General features: G+C 39.4%; 26 protein-coding genes. 22 read left to right on the plus strand and 4 right to left on the minus strand.

What is annotated here, in order from left to right; all coding sequences use genetic code 11:
- The first annotated feature begins 1 nt into the window (after position 1).
- The 7 genes from G622_RS22565 (at position 2) to G622_RS0110860 (ending at position 8369) form a co-directional block, all read left to right on the plus strand.
- On the plus strand, positions 2–1528 hold the full coding sequence (locus G622_RS22565; protein ID WP_044957518.1) for a sugar ABC transporter substrate-binding protein: 1527 nt from the start codon (positions 2–4) through the stop codon (positions 1526–1528).
- Positions 1529–1684: 156 nt separating this feature from the next.
- Positions 1685–2458 carry a helix-hairpin-helix domain-containing protein gene (locus G622_RS22570; RefSeq protein ID WP_049945803.1) on the plus strand — a complete coding sequence of 258 codons (774 nt, stop codon included), beginning with the start codon at positions 1685–1687 and terminating at the stop codon, positions 2456–2458.
- A gap of 22 nt (positions 2459–2480) precedes the next feature.
- On the plus strand, positions 2481–3161 hold the full coding sequence (locus G622_RS0110840) for a response regulator transcription factor (RefSeq protein WP_026510741.1): 681 nt from the start codon (positions 2481–2483) through the stop codon (positions 3159–3161).
- A gap of 13 nt (positions 3162–3174) precedes the next feature.
- Positions 3175–4659 carry a sensor histidine kinase gene (locus G622_RS22575; RefSeq protein ID WP_044915326.1) on the plus strand — a complete coding sequence of 495 codons (1485 nt, stop codon included), beginning with the start codon at positions 3175–3177 and terminating at the stop codon, positions 4657–4659.
- Between the two features lie 59 nt (positions 4660–4718).
- Entirely contained in the window at positions 4719–5594 is an 876-nt protein-coding gene (locus G622_RS0110850) for a GerMN domain-containing protein (RefSeq protein WP_196814205.1), read from the plus strand.
- Positions 5595–5689: 95 nt separating this feature from the next.
- Positions 5690–7912, plus strand: coding sequence for a DNA internalization-related competence protein ComEC/Rec2 (locus tag G622_RS0110855; protein WP_196814206.1), 2223 nt, complete (start codon positions 5690–5692; stop codon positions 7910–7912).
- A 151-nt stretch (positions 7913–8063) separates the two neighbouring features.
- Positions 8064–8369 carry a hypothetical protein gene (locus G622_RS0110860; protein ID WP_026510744.1) on the plus strand — a complete coding sequence of 102 codons (306 nt, stop codon included), beginning with the start codon at positions 8064–8066 and terminating at the stop codon, positions 8367–8369.
- 123 nt (positions 8370–8492) lie between these two features.
- On the opposite strand, the gene G622_RS0110865 is transcribed toward G622_RS0110860, so the two are convergent.
- The gene (locus tag G622_RS0110865; RefSeq protein WP_026510745.1) at positions 8493–8897 is read right to left on the minus strand and encodes an amino acid-binding protein; all 405 of its coding nucleotides are present in this window, start codon (positions 8895–8897) and stop codon (positions 8493–8495) included.
- Positions 8898–9003: 106 nt separating this feature from the next.
- Between G622_RS0110865 and holA the strand changes: the two genes are divergently transcribed.
- The 3 genes from holA (at position 9004) to G622_RS0110880 (ending at position 11860) form a co-directional block, all read left to right on the plus strand.
- Complete coding sequence (gene holA, locus G622_RS0110870; protein ID WP_044957519.1) at positions 9004–10020, plus strand: DNA polymerase III subunit delta; 1017 nt, start codon at positions 9004–9006, stop codon at positions 10018–10020.
- 149 nt (positions 10021–10169) lie between these two features.
- Positions 10170–10760 (plus strand): DUF1653 domain-containing protein, encoded by a 591-nt coding sequence (locus G622_RS0110875; RefSeq protein WP_026510747.1) that lies wholly within the window; start codon positions 10170–10172, stop codon positions 10758–10760.
- Positions 10761–10834: 74 nt separating this feature from the next.
- Complete coding sequence (locus G622_RS0110880) at positions 10835–11860, plus strand: glycosyltransferase family 2 protein (RefSeq protein WP_026510748.1); 1026 nt, start codon at positions 10835–10837, stop codon at positions 11858–11860.
- A gap of 74 nt (positions 11861–11934) precedes the next feature.
- On the opposite strand, the gene G622_RS22580 is transcribed toward G622_RS0110880, so the two are convergent.
- Both G622_RS22580 and G622_RS0110890 read right to left on the minus strand, forming a co-directional pair.
- Positions 11935–12651, minus strand: coding sequence for a phosphatase PAP2 family protein (locus G622_RS22580; RefSeq protein ID WP_044915335.1), 717 nt, complete (start codon positions 12649–12651; stop codon positions 11935–11937).
- Positions 12652–12789: 138 nt separating this feature from the next.
- Positions 12790–13791 carry a diacylglycerol/lipid kinase family protein gene (locus G622_RS0110890; RefSeq protein ID WP_026510749.1) on the minus strand — a complete coding sequence of 334 codons (1002 nt, stop codon included), beginning with the start codon at positions 13789–13791 and terminating at the stop codon, positions 12790–12792.
- A gap of 234 nt (positions 13792–14025) precedes the next feature.
- Here G622_RS0110890 and glyA point away from each other — a divergent pair, with 234 nt between their 5' ends.
- Positions 14026–15264, plus strand: coding sequence for a serine hydroxymethyltransferase (gene glyA / locus G622_RS0110895; RefSeq protein WP_026510750.1), 1239 nt, complete (start codon positions 14026–14028; stop codon positions 15262–15264).
- Positions 15265–16097: 833 nt separating this feature from the next.
- A complete protein-coding gene (locus tag G622_RS22585) occupies positions 16098–17387 on the plus strand; it encodes a glycoside hydrolase family 3 N-terminal domain-containing protein (RefSeq protein ID WP_049945805.1) in 1290 nt (429 codons plus the stop codon).
- A gap of 96 nt (positions 17388–17483) precedes the next feature.
- Here the strand turns inward: G622_RS22585 and G622_RS0110905 are convergent, their stop codons facing one another.
- The gene (locus tag G622_RS0110905) at positions 17484–18284 is read right to left on the minus strand and encodes a hypothetical protein (RefSeq protein WP_026510751.1); all 801 of its coding nucleotides are present in this window, start codon (positions 18282–18284) and stop codon (positions 17484–17486) included.
- A gap of 288 nt (positions 18285–18572) precedes the next feature.
- On the opposite strand from G622_RS0110905, the gene G622_RS0110910 reads away from it, so the two are divergent.
- The 10 genes from G622_RS0110910 (at position 18573) to G622_RS0110960 (ending at position 26255) form a co-directional block, all read left to right on the plus strand.
- The gene (locus G622_RS0110910) at positions 18573–18893 is read left to right on the plus strand and encodes a hypothetical protein (protein WP_026510752.1); all 321 of its coding nucleotides are present in this window, start codon (positions 18573–18575) and stop codon (positions 18891–18893) included.
- A 30-nt stretch (positions 18894–18923) separates the two neighbouring features.
- On the plus strand, positions 18924–20579 hold the full coding sequence (gene rlmD, locus G622_RS0110915; RefSeq protein WP_242832991.1) for a 23S rRNA (uracil(1939)-C(5))-methyltransferase RlmD: 1656 nt from the start codon (positions 18924–18926) through the stop codon (positions 20577–20579).
- Between the two features lie 662 nt (positions 20580–21241).
- Positions 21242–22033 (plus strand): hypothetical protein, encoded by a 792-nt coding sequence (locus tag G622_RS0110925; RefSeq protein WP_026510755.1) that lies wholly within the window; start codon positions 21242–21244, stop codon positions 22031–22033.
- A gap of 34 nt (positions 22034–22067) precedes the next feature.
- Positions 22068–22790, plus strand: coding sequence for an HAD family hydrolase (locus G622_RS22590; RefSeq protein WP_044957520.1), 723 nt, complete (start codon positions 22068–22070; stop codon positions 22788–22790).
- Positions 22791–22803: 13 nt separating this feature from the next.
- Positions 22804–23097 carry a 23S rRNA methyltransferase gene (locus G622_RS0110935; protein WP_330363600.1) on the plus strand — a complete coding sequence of 98 codons (294 nt, stop codon included), beginning with the start codon at positions 22804–22806 and terminating at the stop codon, positions 23095–23097.
- Between the two features lie 78 nt (positions 23098–23175).
- A complete protein-coding gene (locus G622_RS22595; protein WP_044957522.1) occupies positions 23176–23679 on the plus strand; it encodes a GNAT family N-acetyltransferase in 504 nt (167 codons plus the stop codon).
- Positions 23680–23687: 8 nt separating this feature from the next.
- Entirely contained in the window at positions 23688–24383 is a 696-nt protein-coding gene (locus G622_RS0110945; RefSeq protein ID WP_026510757.1) for a polysaccharide deacetylase family protein, read from the plus strand.
- A 16-nt stretch (positions 24384–24399) separates the two neighbouring features.
- Complete coding sequence (locus G622_RS0110950; protein WP_155831465.1) at positions 24400–24588, plus strand: hypothetical protein; 189 nt, start codon at positions 24400–24402, stop codon at positions 24586–24588.
- 128 nt (positions 24589–24716) lie between these two features.
- Positions 24717–25745, plus strand: coding sequence for a phosphotransferase (locus G622_RS0110955; protein WP_026510759.1), 1029 nt, complete (start codon positions 24717–24719; stop codon positions 25743–25745).
- 21 nt (positions 25746–25766) lie between these two features.
- Complete coding sequence (locus G622_RS0110960) at positions 25767–26255, plus strand: AAA family ATPase (protein WP_026510760.1); 489 nt, start codon at positions 25767–25769, stop codon at positions 26253–26255.
- Positions 26256–26272: the final 17 nt, after the last annotated feature.

The following is a 26272-nucleotide window of genomic DNA, read 5'->3' on the forward strand; positions in this document are numbered from 1 at the left end:
TATGAAAATGAGATTCAGGCTGCTGGGAGCAGTTCTTTTGGTAGCGCTGCTTTTGGCAGCTTTATATTATTCTAAATCGGGTGTCAGCCTCCATGAGGAACGCCCTATTTTTGGTTCAAATGATAAAACCACTGTCAGATTGTGGTATACGGATTCAGCAATGACTGACTATCTGACAGGCAGAGTTGTTGAATATAATAAGAAGAGTAAAACCACCAGAGTAGAGTTGGAGCTGGTATCAGGTCTTGAATATCTTGAAGCCATTAACAAGGCGTCTGCTGAGGGTGATAATTTCCCTGATGTTTTTATAATGACACACGACGGCCTTGAAAAGGCTTATCTTGCAGGACTTGCGGGAGAAATCAGAAATCCTGAGATCCTGGATGATAAGGCTCTTGGATTTAGTGATGCTGCCAAAAATGCTGTTACATATAAAGGTAAATACATAGCATATCCTTACTATTTTGAGACCAGTTCTCTTTTATACAACAGGACATATCTTGAGGATGAAGTAAGGACCAGGGCTCAGGCTGAGATTGATGCAGAAGAGGGCGAAGCTGCACAGGCTGCGGCAGATGCCGGGGAGATTGAAGGCGCAGACATAAACTCAGACGAAGCCGGTGAAGTTGTATATGATGAAGCTGAGGCTGAAGGAGAGACGGCAGCTGTTGAGATTAGTCAGGAGCAGCTTGAAGCTAAGGTACAGGAGATGCTTCCCAAAACAATAGAAGATATTTTGCTCTTTGCGGATAACTACAATGCTCCTGATACTGTAGAGTCAGTATTTCAGTGGGATGTAACCGATATCTTCTATAATTATTTCTTTGTTGGGAATTATCTTAATCTTGGCGGCAAGTCAGGAGATGATATCAGTCAGATCGATGTTTATAATGAGAATACCATTAACTGTATGAGCTTTTATCAGCAGCTTAATCAGTTCTTTGCCATTGATGAGAGCGCTGTGAATTATGATAAGGTTCTGCAGGATTTTATAGATGGAAAAACTGTATTCACTGTGGCAACATCTGATGCCGTTGCCAAAATCGAGGCGGCAAAGAGTGAAGGAAAATGCAGCTTTGATTACGGTGTTACAACCATGCCTGCTCTTAACGAAAACTACGGCACAAGAACTATGTCAGTAACCAACTGCCTTGCGGTAAACGGCTATTCGGAGCATCCGGATAAAGCTAACGATTTTGCTGCTTTCCTTTGCAGTGAGAATACTGATACATGTTATACCATGAGTGGGAAACTCATAGCACATGAGGGAGTGCCATACAATAACGATTCTCTTGATTCATTTTTAAGTGTTTATGGCAATTCTGTACCGATGCCAAAACTCATGGCTACAAGTAATTTCTGGGTTAAGCTTGAAATTGCTTTTGCAGATATCTGGGACGGGGCAAATGTTAACGATACTTTAAAGACTTTGTCCGAAAATGTTAAGCTTCAGATTAATGGCTCAGAGGTCGAAGAAGAGAGACTTCCCGATGCTACGGTTGTTATAACTGAAGGGCAGGAAGAATAAAAATTCACAAAAGATTTATCTGATTGGCTGTCTTTTTTGTAATTGTTACGAAAATGTTACAGCCATCTTGCTTTAAGAATTTATTTCCGTTATTATGAAGATGGACTTAATAAAGTTCATGCGTGGTGGGGCCTCCATTTTTATCCTGGAGGAGACATGCATAAAAATATTACAAAATGCTTTATATTTATACTTTTGACCTGTAGTTTATTTACATCCGGTTGCAGTAAGAAAAATTCGGGTATGATCATTTATGAACCTGATGGTCCGATTACTGAGGACAGCGCGGATGAGAGCTTACAGGGGACTTTTTCTGAAGATAGCAGCTCTGCAAAGAGCAGTGAAGCATTATCTGATACTACGGAAAAGGAGCATACTTCCCAATCTGAAAATAGCGATAGTATAGCAGATGAACAGGCTGCGCAGATAGTTATTCCAAGTACCGTTATGGTGCACGTCTGCGGGGCTGTTTTGTGCGAGGGAGTCTATGAGCTTCCTACAGGCAGCAGAGTGGTGGATGCCATAAAAGCGGCAGGAGGTTTTTCAGAGGATGCTGACAGCGACTTCATAAATCAGGCACTTGTGCTTGAGGATGGAATCAAGATTAAGGTTCCTACTACTGAGGAGAGCGCTTCCATAGCTGAAACGGATGGAAGTCTGAAGAGAGCAGATATTGGCGAACAGGTCGGAATTATCGGAGCACCATCTGATAGTTCTTCTGCATCGGAAAAGGACGAAGGAAAAGTAAATATAAATTCAGCAACAGAGGATGAGCTTTGCAGTATTCCCGGAATAGGACCCAGCAGAGCAAAAAGCATTATTGCTTACAGAGAAGAAAACGGTAGATTTGGAACTATCGAAGATATCAAAAAAGTGACCGGTATCAAAGATAAGTTCTTTTCAAAAATAAAAGATCACATAACAGTTTGATTAGTTGAATGGAGTAGAAGAGATGGCAAAAAGGGTATTAGTTGTTGATGACGAGAAGACAATTGTAAAAGGAATCCGTTACAGTCTTGAACAGGACGGAATGAAGGTCGACAGTGCTTTTGATGGCGAAGAGGCATTGCAGTTTGCTCACGATAATACCTATGACATAATTCTACTTGATGTTATGCTTCCTAAAATGGACGGATTTGAGGTTTGCCAGCAGATAAGAGAGTTTTCCAATGTGCCGATAGTAATGCTCACTGCCAAGGGTGATGATATGGATAAGATCCTTGGGCTTGAATATGGCGCTGATGATTATATCACAAAGCCTTTCAATATTCTTGAGGTGAAGGCCAGAATCAAGGCTATCATGAGAAGAACCAATAAACCCGAGGTACAGGAGAAGGTACTGAACTTTGGTGATCTTATGATAAACGAGGAGTACAGAAGAGTATACGTCGGAGAGAGAGAGATCAACTTAACAAGCAGAGAGTTTGATGTTCTTGAGTTTCTGGTATCGACTCCCGGTAAGGTTTATAACAGGAGTGAGCTGCTTCTTGCAATCTGGGGAGATGATTTCCCGGGCGATGAGAGAACAGTTGATGTACATGTCAGACGACTCAGAGAAAAGCTTGAGAATAATCCCAGTGAACCTCGTTATGTGAGGACCAAGTGGGGCTCAGGCTATTACTTTCAGGCTTAATTAGGGAGCTCTTATGATTTACAATCCTTTTAAAAGTCTTAGATTCAGGATATTTTTGATTGTTTTTCTCACGGGGCTGGTTTCATGCCTCGTGATTCATTATGCGATTCTTGAAAGCTACGAAGACCGTGCTGTTAATGTCAGAGAGACGGAAGTTTCTACACAGCTCATGATTCTGGCTAATCATTTGATCAATTACAACTATTTTTCTGATACAACTTCAGATGTAATAAATGCTGAGCTGGATCTTCTTGCCAATCTGTATGATGGACGAGTTATGGTTATAGACAGTAATCTTACTATTCGCAAGGATACCTATGGTATAAGCGAGGGTAAGACCATAATTTCCGAAGAAGTGGTTAAGTGTCTGAAAAGCGGAACCAGTGGATCTTCAACGGTATACGACAGGAATAACCATTACATCGAAATGACAGCACCTATCACTGAGACGCTGACCTATGAAAGCGGCGACAGGGCTGCAGAGACTGCCACAGAGGATGTGGTCAGAGGAGTGCTTCTGATCAGTGTTTCTTCTGAGTACATTTCAACGACTATGGATATTCTCACAAGAAGAGCTGTAACTATAGAGGTTATTGCAATTCTGCTGATTCTGGTGATGGCGTGGTATATGTCAGGGAGACTACTTAAGCCCTTTGACAGGATTTCTACGGCTATTAATGATGTAAGAGCAGGCTTTACAAATGAACCTATTCCGGCATCGGATTACTATGAAACCGAGCATATCATACAGGCATTCAATCAGCTTCTTGTTAAGATGAATGCTCTTGATACATCAAGACAGGAATTCGTTTCAAACGTATCACATGAGCTTAAGACACCAATCACATCAATGAAGGTACTTGCTGATTCACTTATCATGCAGGAGGATGTCCCTAATGAAGTCTACAGGGATTTCATGGAGGATATAGCAGCAGAAGTGGACAGAGAGAATAAGATAATCAACGATCTGTTGGAACTTGTAAGGATGGACAAAAAGGCTACTCCTCTTAATATCACATCGGTAGATGTGGTGCAGATGATGGAGGTCATTCTTAAGAGAATGAAGCCGATAGCAAGGAAGCATAACATAGAACTTACACTTGAAACAACAAGAGAGATTACTGCTGAGATCGACGAGATAAAGCTTTCACTGGCACTTATGAATCTTGTCGAGAATGCAGTTAAGTACAATAAGGATGATGGCTTTGTCAAGGTTAAGCTGGATGCTGATCATCAATATTTTACCTGTGAGATCAGTGATTCCGGAATCGGAATTCCGGAGGACAGTCTCGATAGGATTTATGAGAGATTTTACCGTGTAGATAAGTCAAGATCCAGAGAGATTGGCGGAACAGGACTTGGTCTTGCCATAACTCACAATGCTATTTTGATGCACAGAGGAACGATAGAGGTTAAGAGTGAGGAAAATGTGGGAACTACATTTACTGTGCGTATTCCTCTTATATACATGCAGTCTTTGGAACAACAAAAAATATGAATATGACAATTAAAAAAATATCAAATTTAATAATGTGTTTTTTGCTTGTGTTTGGATGCATGTCAGGATGTGGTAATGAGGATGTCTCCGATGGGAAAAACAATGTCAAGGTTTACTACCTGAATTCTGATGAGACAGGGATTATTTTCCAGGAGTACGTTGTGGCGGCAGACATGAATGATACTGAGAAGGTCATAGATGAGCTGCTTACACAGATGAAGACCATGCCTGAAAAGCTCGAATATGAAGCGCCTATTTACGGACCTGTTAATCTGTTATCCTATTCATTGCGCAATGATATCCTTACGCTGGATTTTGCCAATACTTATACCACAACCAAGAAGACCACTGAGATTCTTGACAGGGCAGCGATGGTAAGAACCCTGACTCAGATTCCGGGAGTGGAATATGTGACTTTTACTGTGGAAGGAGCTCCACTCCTTGACGGGAACGGCAATATGATCGGCAACATGGCTGCAGATAATTTTGTATATAATGCGGGTAACGAGATCAATGCGTATGAAAAGGCTGAGCTTGTGCTGTATTTTGCTACCGAAGATGGACAGGAGCTTGTTCCTGTTTACAGAACTGTTGTATACAACAGTAATATTCTGATGCAGCGACTTGTTATTGAGCAGGTTATAAGCGGCCCTAATACAGACCTTGCCTATCCTACCATAAATCCTCAGACAAAAATCAACTCCGTATCAGTAAGAGACGGAGTGTGCTATGTGGATTTTGATTCAGTTGTGAATATCAGGACAAATGACATGGATCCCAAGATTGCACTTTACTCTCTTGTTAATACTATCTGTGAAACTGCGGATGTTAACAAGGTGCAGATTTCAATAAACGGTTCTTCCGATGTTAATTTTATGGAAAAGATATCACTCGGAACCGTGTTTGAGAGAAATCTCGATATTGTAAGGCAGTAACAGGTTAAGGACTCTGCTTAGACAAGTTCCACCGGGCTTGTGATGAACCTTACAAAGTGATCTGTACGAATCCGGTAATGAATGGAAATACCATAATGAAGCGACCACTATGTGCTATTGGGGGATTATTAGCTGTGGTTGTCTTTTTCCTCGTTCAGATTTTGCCAACGGGGGAATCTAGTTTACCTGCTGATCGGCAGGTGATTACCATAATTGGAGAGATTAGTGGAAAAGAGAATAGAATAAACTCCTTTTCAGGAGAAAAGCAGCTTGTTGTTTACTTGAAAAAAGATAATGGAAAAAAGGTTATGCTCTACATTGATGATGCAGAGTATAATCTTCCTTTTGGCTGTTTTGTTAAGGCCAAAGGGAAGGTAAAGCTCTTTTCCGAAGACAGAAATCCCGGGGAATTTGACAGCCGTAATTATTATAGAATTTTAAAAATTGAATATTGTCTCACCGATGTTCAGATACTCGGAATAGGAGGAGAGAAGGATGGCTTTTCTGAAGGAATTTATAATGTGAGACTGTATCTTGAACAAGTCCTTGATAATGTGTTAAGACCTAAGGATGCCGGAGTTATGAAGGCAGTTCTTCTTGGCAATAAAAACGGACTTGATGAAGATGTAAAAGAAGCCTTTACAAGGAACGGAATTATTCATATAATGGCAGTTTCGGGGCTACATATATCAATAATAGGCATGACGCTGTACAAGCTTATCAGAAGGACAGGAGCCGGCATTATTATCAGTGCCTTGTCCGCAATATCTGTTATGTACATGTATGGAGTTATGTGCGGAATGAGCACATCTGCGTTCAGGGCAATAATCATGTTTATGGTTAGGTTATTCGCTGATGTCATTGGGAGAACGTACGATATGCTATCAGCACTTTCGCTGGCAGGAATCATGCTGTTGTGCGCTCAGCCTTTGTACATAAAGCACAGCGGCTTTTTAATGTCCTTTGGTGCGGTACTGGCTATAGGATATGTTCTGCCTGCATTACCTGAAGTTATCAGAAAAGGAAAATTGAAAATATTTTCTGCAAGCCTTTCTATTATGCTGGTTACATTGCCGGTGTATATGAGTTTTTATTATACCTACCCAGTTTACTCAATTTTTCTGAACGTTCTGATACTTCCGCTTATGTCATTGCTTATGCTCTTTGGAATACTTTGCATCTTTTTAGGGACTGTGTTTTTACCAAGTGGTGTCATGGCAGGTACTGTCTGTCATTTGATAATCAGATGGTTCATCTTTTGCTGTGATGTTGGCAGTTCTATACCGGGAAGTACATGGTATGCAGGACATGCTGGGATTCTGCAGGTGGTGCTTTATCTTATGGCTCTGGGAATGTTTGTAATATTAAAATCCGGGGTAATGGAAGAGTATATAAATCCTGATCTTGAAAATAAGAGAAAAAGAAGATTCCGGTTTTTCTTCGAAGGAATACGATATTTCATACTCTTTGCCGGGATCATGGTCCTTTGTATCAGGATAAGGCCTGAACTTAGAATAACTGCTCTTGATGTGGGGCAGGGGGATGGAATTGTTATCGAAACAAAAACCGCCAATTATCTTATTGATGGAGGAAGCACATCAAAAAAGAATATTGCAAAGTACCAGCTGATACCCTTTTTATCATACAGTGGGATTTCAAAGCTCGACGCTGTGATAATGACCCATGAGGATGAGGATCATATAAGTGGAATCCTTGAGCTTATGGATGAAATGGAAAAAAGCAGAGGAAGCATAAGAATTGAGAATCTGATACTGCCTAAAGTTGATGAAGCTTCAAAGGGAAATAATTATCTTGAAATCGAAAGAAAGGCTAAAGAATGTGGAATACCTGTAATGTATATAGGAAGAGGTGACAGGTTTAATGACAGTGATATGGAGGTGTGTTGCATCGGACCTCAAAAGAATATGATCACAGATGAACCAAACGCATATTCAACCGTATTGTACTTAAGGAAGGGCGAATTCAGCGGACTTTTTACCGGTGATGTAGACGGACAGGGACAGGAAAATTTAAGGGAGTATATCCGTGAAAACAGGGAGAAATTCAACAATCTGACGCTTCTAAAGGTTGCGCATCATGGGAGCAGATATACTACCGATGAGGAATTCCTTGATCTGATCATGCCCAGGATAGCCATTATCAGCTGCGGCATAAAAAACAGATACCATCATCCTCATAAGGAAGTGATAGACAGACTTGAGAAAATAGGCACCAGAACGTATATAACTGCAGAAAGCGGTGCAATTATTACTTCTTTGGATGATAATCGGTTAAAAATTAATACTTACATAAATTAATGCCTTGAAGAATTGTGAGTAAAGATAACTCATTAATGGTAAAAATTGTCAAGTACGAGTTTTGAATGATGCGGTGCATCTTTTGTAAACACAAGGTAAAATTAGTCATTTATAATAACCATGTAGTTAAGGTATAGAACAGAGGTGAGGGATGAGAAAAATAATCGCAGGCGCGATGCTTATAATCGCGATTCTGCTGGGGGCTGGCAGCTCCACCGTGACAGTACATGCTGCGGCTACTGAGAAGCAATCTGTTTTGACCAGTTATAGTGAAGATTCTGCCAATGCAGATGAGGAAACTGATGAAGAGACAGATACGGACGATAGTGATGAAGATGCTGAAGTACTAGGGGAGAATAGAGAGCAGGCAGATAAATTTATTCTTTTTATAGAAATAGCGATTTCGTTGACATTTGCAGTTGGTCTTTGCTGCAAGCCATGGGCAGAGGTTAAGTAGGTAGGTATGAAATTTTATATATAATTTTAAGAACGCGGACTGGGGAGTCCGCGTTCTTGCTTTAATTCAATATAAAACTCAGTCGAATTTCTGGATACTTTTCATAAGTGCACATTCTATTCATTAGATGGATTTATAACCTTTATTAACAAGAATATTCTCTACCGCATAAATGTCATCTGTGTGCATTACCATTATGGGCAGACCAGATTCGCGGTTGAAAGATAAATAGATATAATTGACATTGATATTACTTTCATATAAAGACTTGAGGATATTATCAAGTGCACCTACTGCGTCAGGACACTCTATGCCAAGTACGTGAGTAGTTTTGCAAATATATCCTTCAGATCTTAAGACTTCAATACACTTCTCGGGATCGGAAACAACCATTCTTATTATACCGTATTCAGCAGAATCATTGGTTACGGAACCGAGTATATTGATATCATTTGTCCTGAGAATTCCGGTGATATTCTGAAAACATCCCTTTTTGTTTTCAGCGTAAATAGATACCTGTTTTAACATTCTGACTCCTTCCATAAAAAGACTTTAGCCTGATTCAAAAAGCAATTTCTATAGGCCTATTTATGATATAATACAACATATTGTGATTACGGAGCAAGGGGAGAATATGGCTGCGAAGAAAACTACGGATTACCCGGTTAAGCAAAAACAAATAAATGAGGACATAAAGACCGGTAATATCAGACCCTGTTATCTGATATACGGTGATGAAGTATACTTAAGGAAACAGAACAGGGATAAGCTTAAGAAAGCACTGCTTGGAAGCGGTGATGCCATGAATCTGCAAAGTTATGAAGGAAATAATCTTAATCCCGGTGAGATAATAGACATGGCAGAGACACTTCCTTTTTTTGCGGAGAGACGAGTTATCGTAATAGAGGATAGCGGCTTTTTTAAAAACGGATGTCCCGAGCTTGCAGAGTACCTGAAGAATCCTTCGGAAACAACGGCATTTCTGTTTGTGGAATCCGAAGTCGACAGACGAAAGGATATGTATAAAGCCGTAAGCAAGATAGGACTTGATATTAACTGTGAAACTCCTGATGAGCAGATGCTGTATAAATGGATTACAGGCAAGTTTAAGAGTGAAAATATGGTTATCTCAACCAGGACTATCGCATATTTTATAAACAGAGTCGGAACAGATATGTCCAACATGATCCATGAGATGGACAAGCTCGTAAGCTATTGCCTTGGCAGGAACGAAGTCACCGAGAAGGACATAGACGCTGTATGTGCAAACTGGCTGACCAGCAGGATATTTGAAATGACAGATGCTATAGTCATGAAAAATCAGGCGAAGGCCATGGAAATATATTATGAACTTCTGGCACTTAAGACTGCACCTGAACAGATACTGGCTCTTGTACTCAGGCAGTTTAATCAGCTTCTGCAGACTAAGGAAATGGCGGAGCTTGGAATGAACAAGAAGGATGTGGCGTCCAAAATCAGTGTGCACTCCTTTGTGGCTGAGAAGCTTTTGGGCTGGGCGAGAAGTTATTCCATGAAAGATTTGAAAGAGGCAATAGATATGTGCCTTTCAAGTGATGAAGCGGTTAAAACCGGAAGGCTGGATAGATTTATAAGTATTGAAATGATCATAGTTAAATCCACATCGAGATAATTTACCTATAAGATGTTTTTTATGATAAAATCTTAAGGGAGTCGAAATTGGATTTCTCTGCCCATAATTAGCGTAATCATATAAGAAAAATATGTGTAATTACGCTAAAGATGAGTATCTTGCAAATTTTGTTTTAGGAGGCATTTGTTTTGCTAAGACCAAAACCACAGGAATTATACAGACATTTTAAAGGCGGTAAATATCAGGTTATAACAATCGCCAGAGATGCAGACACAGGAGAGGAACAGGTGGTATATCAGGCACTGTACGGTGATTTTACGGTATATTGCAGACCTTTAAAGGAATTTGTATCTGAAGTAGATAAAGAAAAATATCCCAATGCTGATCAGAGGATGAGATTTGAACTTTTTACTCCGGATGAAAAGAAGGCAGCTGATGAGTCAAAGCGCCATTTTGAGATTCCGGAGGGGCTTGGTATTGGAGAAAAGAAGGAAGAGACTAAGCCAAATTCCGATTATATGAATCGCACTATTGAGGAGGAGGCTGAGGATTTTGGCATGAATCCACTGGTAGTCAGATTCCTTGATGCGGGCAGCTCAATTGAGAGACTTGAAGTTCTTAATCTCATAAGACCGGTTGTCACAAATGATATGATTGATATAATGGCTATGGCAATAGATACGGAGATTCCTGGGGATGATCCGGACGTTCGTTGCGGAGAACTCAGGGAGTGTCTTTTAACCAAGCAGAGATTCGAAGTTACCAGACTGCGTAGCTGATGAATGGGACGGACTTGTAAGCAGACAGGTAAGATAAAAAGATTTGTTTATAGATGAGGAGATATGAAGGTAATATGAAGTTATTAAGTATAACAGTTCCCTGCTATAATTCGCAGGATTACATGAGAAAATGTATTGATTCACTTCTTGTTGGAGGTGAAGATGTTGAGATTCTCATAGTTGATGATGGTTCAAAGGATAACACAGCTGCCATAGCAGATGAATATGAGCAGAAGTATCCTACCATATGTAAGGCAATCCATAAGAAGAATGGCGGTCATGGTTCAGCAGTTAATGCAGGTCTTGAGAATGCAACCGGACTTTACTTTAAAGTTGTAGACAGTGATGACTGGGTAAAGGAGATTGCATACAGAAAGATACTGACAACTCTTGAGGAATTTGTTGGCGGGAGCGAGAGACTTGATCTTCTTATCAGCAACTTTGTTTACAACAAAGAGGGTGAGCATAGACACAAGGTTATGCGTTATAACAGAATGTTCCCTATCGAGGAGATGTTTACCTGGGATGACGTTAAGAAGATAAGCATAGGCCATTACCTGCTTATGCACTCAGTTATTTTCAGAACCAAGCTTTTGCGTGACTGTGGATTGAAACTGCCGGAGCACACCTTCTATGTGGATAATATTTATGTATTTAATCCGCTGCCGTTTGTTAAGACCATGTATTACCTGGATGTCAATTTTTACTACTACTATATTGGCAGATCAGATCAGTCAGTAAACCAGAATATCATGATTTCAAGACTGGATCAGCAGGTTCGTGTGAACAAGCTGATGGTTGACTATTATGTTGAAAACATCGGAATGATCAGATCAAACAAGAAGCGTTATCATTACATGTTTAATTATCTTGAGATCATTACAGCTATCTCTACAATTCTGATGATTGCATCAGGAACAAAGGAGAATCTTGAGAGAAGAAAGGAACTCATGAGATATATCAAGAGCAGAAGCCTTCTTCTCTATTGCAAGCTTCGATATCGCATTGAGGGTGTATTTGTTTATCTCCCGGGAAAGGGCGGAAGAAAGATTACGCTTACCGGATATAAGATTGCACAGAAGCTCTACAATTTCAATTAAGCTTAGTATTTTGAGACGTAAAAAAACCATGGACCTGCAATGCATCAGTCCATGGTTAATTTTTTTTTTAATAATTATTGAATAACTCTCTTGGCTTTAATTCTTTCATTATGGCGATGATAAGCATTTACCACCAACTCACTCTTGTAGACCACAAGGTTAGTAGCTACTGCAAATATGATTCCGCCAAGTACATCTATTACAGAATGCTGTTTGATGAACATGGTTGAAAGAATAACCAGTATACAGAAGATCAGTGAACCGGATTTAAGTCCCTTGCTGAAACGCTTTGAATTAGATACAGCAAGGTGTGTGCCGATTGCATTGTATACATGGATGCTCGGCCAAAGATTAGTAGGTGTATCAGTCCGGTAGAGGTTAGCAATCAGATGAGTAAAAATATTATCTCTGGGCATCACAGCAGGTCTCATATACTGAATATTGGGCCAGATTGATGATATTATCAAAAACAGCGTCATACCTGTGAAGAAAAATGCTGCATTCTTGAAAAAGTCTTCCATGTCATACATGAGAAGGAATAGGAAGAAGAAGAATGAACAATATGCAAACCAACCAAGGTATGGGATGATAAACACTTCGATAAAAGGAATCTTATCATCTAAAGCTGCATGAATCTCTGTATAATGCAATTCTTTTGTGCCTTCCAGGTGGAAAAACCATGTAAGGTAGATGAAACCGTAAATGATAACCGGTATCAGGCATCTGATGGTATCCTCAAGTCGTTCCCTGGTCCAAGGCTTGTCAAACCATTTTGATGTTCTTTTTTTCATAAAAAAAATCACCTTATATTGATAAAAAGCTAATTAGTATTACGTTTTCTACTATATCTCAGCACAAAATAATTATCAAACTAAAAACTGTACAAAAATCATAAAAGTTTTATAAAATCCTAGTTATTTTGACCAAATTTAAGAGAGCAAATTAAGCTTTTTATGATGGCAGGTAAGTGTTATTGAATCGGACTTTAATAATACTTCACCATCTGTGTGCACCCATAAGGGAATGGCTGTTGTGATTTTGATTTCTTTGGCGCGGACATGGTGAATGCCATGCTGACCATAATGCTTGCCAAAATATGCCAGTGGCAAAGCCTTGAATATCTGTCTTATGCTCATGTCGCCGCCTGCGATCAGGTCAAAATAACCATCCTGTGGATCTGCATCCGGTGCAAATTTAAATCCGCCACCCTCATAAGCGTGAAGCATTGCCGCTGCAAAAATGAGATGGTCTATATGTATATGTGTGCCATCGTCGGTCTCAATATCGCATGAGGGCTGATCTGCATGAAGAATCTGTCTGATTGCGATAATACCGTAAGTCAGTTTTCCAAGTCCGAACTTATTGAGCTTGTTTTTGGTACTTGAAGAGAGCGCTTCTTCGCAGACCGCAGCATCAAAGCCTATACCTGCACTTACATCAAAGCGTCTTTCCTCTGAGATTCGCTCATCATGAAGTCTTGAAAGTGTCTTGGTCATGTGATCGTAATGTACATTACCGATATCGAGCTTTCTGACAACCTCGCCCTTTAATATCTGATTTATCAAAACCGCTGGATCTTTGGGAAAATTCAGATCCCGTACAAAATCATTGCCTGAACCAAGGGGGACAACCCCGAGCCTTACATTATCAAAATCCTGAATTCCTGAAATGACTTCGTTGATGGTTCCGTCTCCGCCCATAACAACGATGTTTACAGGCTCATTATCCGCAGAAGCAAAAGCTTTATTTTCATTATTTTTTACAGAGATATTATCTGTTATCCTTTTTACAACGCTAAGGGCATGTCCCGGTCCCTTCGTAAAGAAAATCTTGTAGGGCTTTCCCAGTGCTTTGCACTTTTCCTCAAAAAGATTATAAATATTTTTCCCGTGCCCGGATCTGGCAGAGGGATTAACAATACAATAGAACATACAACTGCTCCCCAAATAGTTAATTATAGAGTTTATCCGGATATTGAAGGGGATAAACTCTATCTAATATAGAATAACGCTAAAATTGAATTTAATAAATAATTACGGTAAATAAAAACTTATACATTAAGCTATCTTTGCTTTTGACACCTATATTATTATATGCTATGATACAACACAAAATTGCTTTACCACATTAAAACGTCAAATTATCGAAGCGGAGGATATGCAGGTATGTACTCATTGGACGAAGTTAAAAATGTTGATCCGGAAATCGCGTCACTTATTGTAGAGGAGATGGAGCGTCAGAACGATCATATTGAGCTCATCGCATCTGAAAACTGGACCAGTAAGGCTGTTATGGCAGCTATGGGAAGCCCTCTTACCAACAAATATGCTGAAGGATTACCGGGGAAACGCTACTACGGCGGCTGTCAAGTCGTAGATAAGGTTGAAAATATCGCAAGAGACAGAGCAAAGGAGCTTTTCCATTGCGATTATGCAAATGTGCAGCCTCACTCAGGAGCACAGGCTAACCTTGCTGTTCAGTTTGCACTTTTACAGCCCGGTGACACAATTCTTGGAATGAATCTCAGTCAGGGCGGACATCTTTCACACGGAAGTCCGGCAAACATTTCCGGAACATATTTTAATGTTGTTGCTTATGGTGTGGATGATAACGGCTTCATTGATTATGATGAAGTGAAGAGACTTGCCAAGGAGCATCAGCCAAAACTTATAATTGCAGGTGCATCTGCTTATTGCAGAACCATCGATTTTAAGAAGTTCCGTGAAGCTGCTGATCTGTGCGGCGCTGTACTTATGGTAGATATAGCACATATCGCAGGACTGGTTGCAGCAGGCGTACATCCCAGCCCGTTCCCGTATGCAGATGTTGTAACTACAACTACACACAAGACTCTTCGCGGACCCAGAGGCGGACTTATCTTATGGAATCAGGAAGCCCAGGATAAATACAAATTCAACAAGGCTGTATTCCCCGGAATTCAGGGCGGCCCTCTTGAGCATGTTGTTGCAGCCAAGGCTGTATGCTTTAAGGAAGCTCTTTCTCCTGAATTTAAGACCTATGCTGAGCAGATCGTTAAGAATGCAAAGGCACTAAGTGAAGGTCTTATGAGCAGAGGAATTCAGATAGTATCCGGTGGCACAGACAACCATCTTATGCTCATAGATCTTACAAACTATGATCTTACAGGTAAGGAAGTTGAAGCATGGCTGGATGATGCGCACATCACTGCTAATAAGAATACAATTCCAAACGAAAAGCAGTCACCGTTTGTAACAAGTGGTATCAGACTTGGAACACCTGCTGTTACAACACGAGGAATGAACGAAGAGGACATGGATAAAATTGCCGAAGCAATTTCTATAGTCATCAAGAGCAAGGGTGAGAAAAACGATGAAGCCAGAGCTATCATCAAAGAATTAACTGCAAAATATCCGCTAATTTAAACAATATATTGTATATCAGAGCTGTCCTGACTCTATGTATAGAGAGGGGCAGCTTTTTTTCTGTTTTACGTTCAGAATTTCGAGCAGGAAAAACGGTATTTTGAATTGTGTATATAATATACTGATTTAAAACAATTTATCAGATAATCAATATTAATAAACGAAATAATCTAAATATGAAAATAAAATATAAAAAGTGTATTGACAATTGCTTAAAACATGTGTATACTACGTTTAAAGATAAGAGAAAGAGAAAACTTCTTTCAATAATTCAGCAGAACAGGCTGAAAGAAATGGAGGTACGGTCCAAAGGGAACTTAAGTTTTTACTCTAAATCTTAGTTTTAAAATTTTCGGAAAGGAAGGTATAGTCCGCCGAACTACTTAAGTAACATCTAAACAATAGTGAATATCCAACACAACGAGCTTAAGTACATGACATAGTGGCGAGAGCTTAGTCGTCGAACTAGCCGTCACAGCATACGAGTGCAAAGGTTAATGGAAATAGCAGAGTTGAGAACTTGGAGGTAAGTCCATTGGACAGTGAATCACAATTTGATTATGCGTAAGGGCGAATGTATAGAAACAGATGCATTCGCCCTTATGCTTTTTGTGCGGTAGAGCCTTTTTATGTTTGCTTTATAGTCCTGTGAGTGATTGCCCGGGAAAAATGTGGAACCCCTGATCACAGGCGGATAAGCACTAAGTTTTGATTTTTAGTTTCATAATATACAATATTTTGTGGTAAATATTTTCCATATCAGTAGAACTTGTAATATTCATATGCTATACTTTGAATATAAAGTTTTAGGGGATTTTCCATGGGGAGGGAATATGGAAGATAAAATGAATAATAACGGCGGTTCTGAGAGAGATGTTCGCAGAGAGCTTAGAAGGCAGCGCAGGATTAGAGCACAGATAACGGCATATGCTATAACAGGTGTATTAGGCGTTTCAGTAATATCCGGCGCTTTTTTTACGCTGGATAAGGTTATAGGCGCTGTAAAAGCATATAATGAGCAGGTTGAGGAGACTGTAGCAGAGGCTAAGGAGGTTAATGTACAGCCGGCAGCTGTTGAATCACCTGATGAAGCAGTGACGGATGCTGAGGTTATGAGTGGAGAGGATATGCTTGATCATGTGGTTGATACATGCATTTCCGAGATGCCTTTAGAGGATAGGGTGGCAGGACTTTTTATGGTCTCACCGGAGCAGCTCACCAACTCAGATGCTGTCATTAAGGCTGGCACTGCTACCCAGGATGCACTTAATTCCTATGCAGTGGGAGGTCTTGTATATCTTTCAAAAAATATCAAGGATGGTGCTCAGATAAAAGAAATGCTTAGTTCTACATCAGCAATGAGTAAATATCCTTTGTTTTTATCTACAGTTGAGGTTGGCGGTGAGAAAAGTGTAGTGGCAAATGCTTTGGGACTTGATCCTGTTGCATCACCGGCAGAGCTTGGAAGTAATGGTAATGCTGACGAAGCTTACAATACTGCATCAAGAGTTGCAGATTATTTAAACGGTTATGGATTCAATTTGAATCTTGGTGTTAATGCCAATTTGTCAGCTGAAGGGAATTCTTTTGGTGCTGATTCAAAGACTGTATCTGCAATGGTTGCCAAGACTGTTGAGGGATTACAGTCATTTGGAGTTTCAGCCTGCCTTCAGTATTTTCCTGAGACAATTAACAGTGGTAATAATGTAGACGGACTTGCAGAAGTTCTTGAACCATTCAGAGCAGGAATTGATTCCGGAGCAAGCATGATAATGGTTTGCAGCGCACCTTCAACCGGAATCACAGGTGATGATACACCTTCATGCCTGAGTCAGACAGTTATGCAGGAGGTTCTTAGAGGACAGCTCGGATATAACGGAATCATAATTACTGATTCTTTATCAGATATTTCTGACAGGTATTCTTCTGCAGATGCAGCTGTTGCAGCGCTGCAGGCAGGTGCAGACATGATTTTCCTGCCGGAGAATTTTGGAGAGGCATATCAGGGAGTGCTGGCTGCAGTTCAGAATGGCACGATCTCAGAGGAGAGAATAAACGAATCACTTAGAAGGGTTTACAGAGTGAAGTATGCCAATAGAGTAGAGGAGATAACTGCTCAGTAATAATAAGCTAATAAAATTAAAGTGCCGCCGAATCAGTAAAAATACTGGTCCGGCGGCTATTTTAAAGTGCGCCATTCGGCGTACGATGGCTCTTTCTTAGATGAAAGAGTCCATAATCGATGAAAAATCAGAGTTCATAAATCCAGATTTCGAATATGTTGACGAATTGGATGCTGCTCTGGAAGCTGCGGTCTCAAGGCTTGTTGCAGCCTGAGATATTTTATATCCATATCCGGCCTTTTGGGTGAAGACATTCTCTACTGCTTCAGCTCCGGCGGCGTTTAACTTTTCCTTATCAAGTGAGAGCTTACCATTATTCTTAACTGAAATTCCAATAGACGAAAGCTCGCTCTTGTAGGAGTTGGTCAATTTGGACAGGTAATCAGCTCTTGTGGAAGTAGTAACATCTGATACATCGGAGGATGAATCCATAAGGCTGTTATAACTTTTTACAAAATTTGATACGGCGTTTGAAACCTTTGACGAGTTGTAATCAAATACTTTATTTTCAATACCATCTTCATCAGTTACATTATGCCAGGATTTGCTGTAAACAGAGCTGTCAGCTTTTGCAAGCTTTTCGATATCAGAAGCTACGCTCTTTGCATCAGAAGAAATTGCAGAATACTGTTTCTTTTCTGCAGCATTGGATTTTGGAGTTTCGGTCTTTGGCCATCCTGTATCCTTTGAACTGCGTTCTGACTTTTCGGTTGAATCTGAATCTTCGCTTTCAATTTTTTTATAATATGCTGAAACCAGCTTGCCATAGCTTCCATTTCTGATAGAGGAGTAATCGGATAGCATATTGGAAAGCCCTGACATCAGATTGTTTGAAGAACCACCTCCCGGTAAACTTCCAAATAAGGTGGAATAATCCATATTGATGTTAATTCCCATAGAAATCACTCCTTTGATCTTCGGGAAAATATCCCGCAAACGACAGCATCCTTGCTGTGTATAGTACCTCTAATTTATTTTTACACCGGCAAATGCAATCTTTCAAATGAAAAGATGATTAACAATATGAAGAATGTGTAAAAATGCTCGGTTTTACGAATCGGGATAAAAACCGGAATAAGACAGCTATGTTAATGATCGGTTATTCATGAATTTCGGTTTACAAATATCATTTAGCTAGTGTAAAATAAATTGAATTATTATAAAGAGCGAGGCTTTGGATATTTTATGTCATCTATTATTCAAGACGATCAGGTATTTAATAATGAAGTTTCCTTTTGCAAGGTGTATAGCAAAGAGAGCAAGCGAATTTTGGAAGAGAGATTTTTACAGAATCGTATTTCTTACTATATAGACTGGCAGGATAAGAGTTTCTTGCAGCGCATTTTTGGTGTGGACAAGGATAAGATTTTATGTACTGTCCGTATCAATAAGGCTGATATTGAGCGCGCCAGAGAACTTGTGTCAGGGCTTGAAGATGTGAAAGTAAGAGACTTCGACAGGGTTGGAAACAGAGGCAAGAATAAAGGAAAGACAAAGAAAAAGTAATCAAGACCTCCGGTAGATCCGGAGGTTTTTATGACTCTGCAGATTATAATAACGCTTCGTTATGGAAGCACAGCTTGCAGAGAGGTATATAATGGCTTTGCAATTTCGCTTGTAAGTGAGGATTTTTGCAAGCAAAATGATTATAAAAAGGAAGATAAAATGAAGAAAGAAAATCCGGTTAACAGGAAAAAATATACAAATAATGAAGAGATAAATAATGGTGAGAAAACGGGCAAGAGAGCTCAGGGTGTACGAAGCAAATCAGATGATAGCACTTCTAAATTCAGAAAAAATGCTCAAGGAACTAAGAGAAGAACTGATGATAGTGCGTTCGGAATAGGAAAAAAATCTCAAGGAACTAAGAGAAGAACTAATGACAGTGCGTTCGGAATAGAAAAAAATACTAGAGGAACTAAGGGAAGAACAGATGACAGTTCATTCGGAATAAGAAAAAATACCCAAGGTGCTAAGAGAAAATCTAACGATAGTGCTACCGGTATAAATAAGAAGAATAACATGTCATCCGTGAATGCAGGAAAATGCCCTGTATCTAAGAAGTGCGGCGGATGCCAGATGATCGATGTCCCTTACAAAGAACAGATCAAGAGAAAGCATGAGAGGGAAGAAGAACTCCTTGGAAAGTATGGCACAGTCGAACCATTTATTGAAATGGAGCATCCCGACCACTACAGATGCAAGGTGCATGCTGTGTTTACACATGACAGAAAGGGCAATCCTGTATCAGGTATCTATAAAGAAGGAACTCATGATGTTGTGCCGGTAGATGCATGTTATCTTGAGAATGAGAAGGCAGATGCCATTATTGCAACGATTCGTGGCATGCTTAAATCCTTCAAGATCAAGACCTTTGATGAGGACAATGGATACGGACTTTTCAGGCATGTTCTCATAAGGGTCGGACATAACACCGGGGAAATAATGGTGGTTCTTGTTCTTACATCACCAATACTTCCTTCCAAGAATAACTTTGTGAAAGCACTTTTAAAAGAGCATCCGGAAATAACGACTATTGTTATTAATGTTAATGATAAGCGTACAAGCATGATCCTTGGAGATAAGGAGAAAGCAATTTATGGACCGGGATTTATTTACGACACAGTTTGTGGCATGAAATTCAAAATCTCCCCCAAGTCCTTCTATCAGGTTAATCCGGTACAGACTGAAAAACTGTATTCCAAGGCAGTTGAACTGGCTGGACTTACCGGTAAGGAAACGGTTCTTGACTGCTACTGCGGAGTGGGAACAATAGGTATCATAGCAAGCCCTCATGCAGCTGAAGTTATAGGTGTTGAGCTTAATAAGGATGCCGTTCGCGATGCAAGATTAAATGCAAGGATGAACGAAATTGAGAATATAACTATCTATGAAAACGATGCAAGTCGATTCATGGTTCAGATGGCTGAAGCCGGAGACCATGCGGATGTTGTTTTCATGGATCCTCCACGTTCAGGCTCTACCGAGATATTTATGGATTCTATGTTTAAACTGAACCCGGACAGAATTGTCTACATCTCCTGCAGCCCTGATTCTCTTGCAAGAGACCTGGAGTACATTACTAAAAATGGCTACAAGGCAGACAGAATCATACCTGTTGACATGTTCCCTTTCACAAGAAGCTGCGAAACCGTCGTCCTGTTAACGAAGACAAGCGGTAGCGAAGGCTGAGTGTTACAGGCGCGGTTGTTCTGGCGAGCCCCGTATTTCGGGACGAGAGCAGAACTTCATTGTGAAAACGTGGTGAGACATGACAACCGCATAACCAAATCGATTTACTTATCTGAGATTATTCTAGTTACCACGGCTGGCCATCCAGCGCCAGCCGCGTTTCTGATTCACGTAGCAAATCAGTTTGCTGCGATCGAATATTTTTCAAGGAATATTTTTCGACTTTATCAGAATGAAAAAGGCTTAGTTTACTGTCTAAATCTATGTGTTCTAGTTTTTGACAGTAGAATTCTATGGTGTATTACGGTTGACTTTAATAGTCTTTTCAAATTGGATCGTAATGTTTGTGAGGCGATTACGGCAGAAAAATGATATGTGTGGAAATCGACAGTAGGTAAAGAATGTTTACTACGTGCGGTATTTACATTTTGATGATACTGACCGTAATGAGATCCTTGGTACTACTGTCGATAAATACACTTTGGTAAGAGGCAACCGTAATTGGTGTGCGAGCACTACTGGCGGAATTGGATAAATATTTAGAAAGACCGTAACGACTGGGATAATGTTACTGCCGAAAAAGTAGATAATGCCAAAAGAGAACGTAATGAGTGCTATAAAAGTAAAAAAAGAGAAAAAATAGAAAAGGAAATAATTAGTAGATGAATGGACTAAAAGAATTATTAGAAATAGAGAAGAACCGCTTGATAAGGATTAAATCTGTCGTAGATGACAGACTTATTGAAGTGCCTGAAGGGGCGCTAAGGATATCAACATCCAATAACTGTACACAATTCAAACAAAGCATAGAAACGAAGAAGAAACTGATTTACATAAAGAAAGATGATAAGCAACTTGCCTATCGCCTCGCTCAAAAATCTTACGACCAGAAAGTTCAAAAACTTGTAGACAGGCGCTTAAAGCAGTTGGACAAGTTTACTGAAGAATATGAAGACAACGAGATTGAAAAAATCTATAACAAACTCCATCCTATAAGGAAAGCTTTGATACAGCCGGTAGAAATCTCATGGGAGCAAAGACTTACTACATGGAAGAATACTCCGTATGTAGGAAAAGGGTTTGCACCTGGCATGCCTGAAATCTACAGCAAGAAAGGCGAGCGAGTTCGCTCTAAATCTGAAAAGATAATAGCTGACATATTCTGTGATCTGGGTATCGAGTACAAATACGAATGTCCATTGAATCTTAAGGGAGTAGGAATTGTATATCCCGATTTCACAATTCTTAGGAAAAGAGATGGAAAAGAAATATACTGGGAGCATGATGGCAGAATGGATGATCCCAAATATGCAGAAAAAGCTGTAAGAAAGATCAACTCATATATTGCAAATGGCTATTTTCCAGGGGATAATTTAATAGTATCTTTTGAATCTTCAGGAAATGTGCTAAATGATAGGATTATTAAAAGCATGATTTCAAAATATATTAGCTAACTAGTTGGACAAGACGGAATAGGAGACATTGTGTATGATCAAGGCTGTTATATTTGATATGTTTGAAACGCTCGTTTCAATGTTTTCCGGGGGTACATATTTTAGCGAAGACATGGCGACAGATTTAAATATCCCGGTTGATGCTTTCAAAAAAGCATGGCATTCCACAGAGCACGACAGAAGCTGCGGAAACTGTACGGTAGAGGAAGGGATAAAGAAGGCTCTTGAAATGTTGGGATGTTACAGCGAGGAATCCGTAAAGCTTCTTTCAGATAAGCGAAAGAAGAACCTGGAAGGGATATTTGAACGAACTCCCATAGATATTATAGCCCTTTTGCAGGAGATTAAGAGACGTGGCATAAAGATTGGTCTTATAAGTAACTGTTATTCTGATGAAGCTGATGCTATTAGAAAAAGCTCTATTTTCCCATACTTAGATGCCGCATTACTTTCATATGAGCAGGGAATATGTAAGCCGGATCATGAAATATATAAGAAAGCAATGGAGGAGCTGGGAATTACAGCTGAGGAATGCCTGTATGTCGGAGATGGCGGTTCAAATGAGCTTTTTGCTGCCAGAGACCTTGGGATGAGATGCCTTCAGGCCAGGTACTTTGCTGATCTGGCTTTTGAGCCACATATTCCATGCTACAAACTTGATGATTTTGAACATGCATATAAGCTGAGTGATATTTTGGAGGAAAGTGCATTGGGAACTGCAAAATTCTATTATAAGAACAGTAGTTACGCATGTTGAGACGGTATGTTTATTGTCCAAACTTCATGAAGCAAAGGAACATGTCGATGTGGAAGTTAAGATGGATGAACTGAATCTGACTAAAGCTGAGAGTAAGGCTACCTATGATGAGATAAAAGAGTGGGTTAGTGATGTATATGATTTAAATGTTTCATATCTCAATATAGCTCAGGTAAAACGTAAGAATGGAATTATAGAGCGTGATTGTTACAATAAGCCTAAGTCTGATGACAGCAGACAGCCTAATTGCACTAAGGAGAAGGAAAAGGCTATAACAGCAGCACTTAAGCATTTTAAAATGATATAAAACAAGCAATATCTGCGGTGCAACGCGGAAGGTTGCAATGGTAAGATAGAGACATGTGCTTTCTGAATTGGAGGGCACATGTCTTTTGATGGAGGAATTTTGGTGGGGAACGCAAATATTGAATTAAAACCCATGACCCGGGAATTGTGCCATGCACTTTTCAGGGAATGGGAGAATGATCCTGACATCTATTCGGATATGTCATTATTCAAGCCATTTATATATACAAAAGAATACGCAGATAAGTACTTTGACAGTAAGCAAAAGCCTGATCGTAAAATGCTGGCTATTATGCTCGAGGATAAGCCTATCGGAGAAATCCAGCTCAAGCAGATTGATTTTGATAAAAAGGAATGTACACTAAGCATCCACATGCAGAATGATTCATACAAAGGGAAAGGTTACGGAACTACTGCAGAAAAACTGGCTATAGAGTATGCATTTTCAATACTTGGAATGAATGCTGTTAATGCAGATACGATAATAGAGAATAAGCGTAGTCAGCACATTCTTGAAAAGCTTGGCTTTAAGTTTTTGAAGGAAGAGGATGGATTCATATTCTATAGAATACAAAGGAGTTAGTTTACAAGATGATAAGAGCATTACTTACAATGGACGATTTTTCAACCAGGAATACGCCTGCAATAGTTGATTATCTGGAAGAAAAGAATATACCGATTATCATGTTCGCATGGGGACAGAATATCGAGCAGTACCATGATGAGGCATTATATGCAGTGAAAAAGGGAATTATTATCGGTAATCACAGTTATACGCACCCAAGCTTTTCAGAGCTTACATTTGATGAAGGTGTTAAAGAAATTGAAAAGTGTGAGAGCGTGCTTCATGAATTGTATAAAGAAGCCGGAGTTCAGAGAAAATACAGGCCATTCCGTTTCCCTTATGGAAATAAAGGTGGAGAGAATAAAGTACTATTTCAAAGATATTTGGCAGAGCATGGCTTTGATAAAGTTGATGATACGAATATCCCATATTATTGGTGGAAAGAAAATGGTCTTGATAAGGATATAGATACACTTTGGACGTACGATTTTGCAGAATATAATATCAGACCAGACAGCGGATTTACGATGGATGATGTTTTTAAGAAAATGCAGGATATGAATCCTTCTTCAGGAGCAGCTTTGTTTGCACCAGATAGTTATCATATTTTGCTTTTTCATTCTCATGATGAAACTGAAGAAATGGAGTCTGGATATTATAAAAGGTTTCTTGATGAGTGCCTGGCACAAGGGATTGAATTTGTAGCACCAAAATTCAAGTAACAGTTAAAGGAATGACATGATGAAAAATGTTTACGAGCAGGTTGAAGGAAAAATAGATAATTTAATTGTGAGTCAGGCAGATTGGACAGCCTCTGCGACTAATGAGGAACTAGACTTAGCAAGAGCAGGAAGACCTATTCTACATTTTTATGATAAGGAAGTTCCTGCGGAATGGTTAAATGATATAAAGGGGAAAAGAGAATAATTGAACAATTAAAAGCTTTATTTGATCAGATAAGGCATGCTTAATCCATATAGGATTACAGTTGATGTTATGTTATGATTATAAGGCTCATATCTGTTTCGAGCACTGATAATTGGGGGATGTAAATAATGTCACTTGAAAAAAGTGTTTTAGATATTGATAAGATTAGGGGGCTTCTTAACAGTGAATATGGGTTGAAACTTTTGGATTGTATAAGTCTGGAGCTTGGCTCAGCTAATTGCTATAAAGTTCACTGCAAAGAAGGTGTTTTCTTTTTCAAAGAGTATCAAAGTGAGTTCACTAAAGACAAAGTGGATAAGGAAGCAGATATTGTTAAGTTCCTGATTTCTAACGATTTTCCTGTTGCTGAATTTATAAAAACCGCCAATGGTCAAAATAGTGTTTTGTATGAAGGACATGTTATCAGTCTTCAGCAATTCATACAGGGAAAATCATATCTTAATGATCTTCCACATTCTCTTTTAATGGAGAGTGCAAAGTATCTTGGTGCTATGCACTCACTTCTTAAAGATTATCCTATGGAAAAAAGCATGGACTACGATTGGGCTGTGGGTTTTTCTTCAGAAGCTGTTTCACAAAAGTTTAATGGATTATTATCTGCATTGGATGAGAATAAGTCAGACCCGAATTATGTAAGGATTCATGATGATCTTGTCTTTAAAATGAAACTGATGGATTCAATAGATGCCTGGAAAGAGTATTTTAAAGGCATAACATATACTTCAACTCATGGGGATTACACGGCTTGTCAGTTAATCTGCGATGGAGGAGAAATTAAGGCGGTTATCGATTTCTCTTCGGCAGGTTGTATTCCTGCTGTATGGGAGATTATGAGGTCATATATCCAATCAGGTGGAGTAAGCAGAAACGGATCATATTTTGATGTTGAGGATTTTTCTTTATATGTAAAAGAGTACGTGAAATACTCGCCACTTACTGAAAGAGATTTGGAGGCAATGCCTTATATATATCTTTTTCAACTTGCTCAAAGCAGTTACGGATATAAAGAGTATCTGGTTACAAAAACAGAAAACAAAGAAGCACTGCTTGACTTTGGGTTTTGGCGGACTGATATCTGTAGAGAGATATACAAAAAAGCATCTGAAATATCAGCTGCATTATTACAAGTAGCGTAAATTTAGATTTCGGGAGAATTTATGGGAAAAGTATATTTGATATGTGGAAAAATATGTAGTGGTAAATCGTATTATGCGAAATTGCTCAAAGAGAAATACACTGCAGTCATTCTATCAACAGACGAGGCAACCTATGAGTTGATTAATAATGAGCAAGGAGAGTTTTATAATATATTTGCTCAGCGTGTAAACAATTATCTAAAAAAGAAAGCATCAGAAATCTGTAAAGCAGGCGCTAATGTTATATTAGATTGGGGTTTTTGGACTAAAGAAAACAGAACCGATATTTCATCATATCTAAAGTCGCAGGATGTAAGCTACGAATGGCATTATATCGACGTTGATGATGCTACTTGGAATCGTAACATAGAAGAGCGTAATAAAAGAATCGAAGAAGGAAATGGTGGATCAGACTTTTATGTGGATGAAGGTTTGCTAAATAAGTTACTATCTATGTTTGAAATACCTGAAAAAGCTGAGATGGATGTCTGGTATGAATTGAATCGTTAAAAAACTGGAAAAGCAGG

It is taken from the genome of Butyrivibrio sp. LC3010, assembly GCF_000424385.1.
Taxonomy (GTDB): Bacteria; Bacillota; Clostridia; order Lachnospirales; family Lachnospiraceae; genus Butyrivibrio.